Source organism: Micromonospora sp. BS32 (assembly GCF_059089345.1).
The window spans coordinates 1-457 of the sequence record NZ_JBSSHR010000105.1; the positions used below are offsets into that span (position 1 = coordinate 1).

The 457-nt window shown below is 66.7% G+C and carries 1 protein-coding gene; it reads left to right on the forward strand.

Features of this window, described 5'->3' with window-relative positions; translation table 11 throughout:
- Nucleotides 1–99 precede the first annotated feature (99 nt).
- Nucleotides 100–457, forward strand: a 358-nt coding sequence (locus AC5RWQ_RS30465; RefSeq protein WP_494286041.1) for a MarR family winged helix-turn-helix transcriptional regulator, incomplete at its 3' end; no start/stop codon positions are given.

Here is a 457-nt window from a genome sequence, read left to right on the forward strand (position 1 = left end):
CCTTTACTCCTGATGCCCATTTTTAGTTTGCCTTCAGCAACCAAACGCTTCTATGGTTGCCCTAAGCAACAACATGGGCGAGAGATCTACGGAGGGGTCATGGCCGCCAAGAGCCGGTACGCGGAACTGGCCCACCAGCTCAGCGCCATCGGCGCCGTGAAACGGGGCATCTCCCGCGTCCTGCCCCCCGACTGTCCGGGCGGCTCCGCCGCCGTACTGGCCCTGCTGGAACAGCACGGCGAGATGCGGATGAGCCGCCTCGCCGAACTGCTGGCCGTGGACATGTCCGTGACCAGCAGGCATGTGGCCCACGCGGCCGAGCGCGGCTGGATCGAGCGCGCCCCCGACCTCGCCGACAGGCGGTCCCGCATCCTGCGGCTCACACCGGCGGGCCGCGAACTGCTCGACGAACTTTCACGGCGCACGACCGAGATGTTCGCCCGCGCTCTTTCCGACT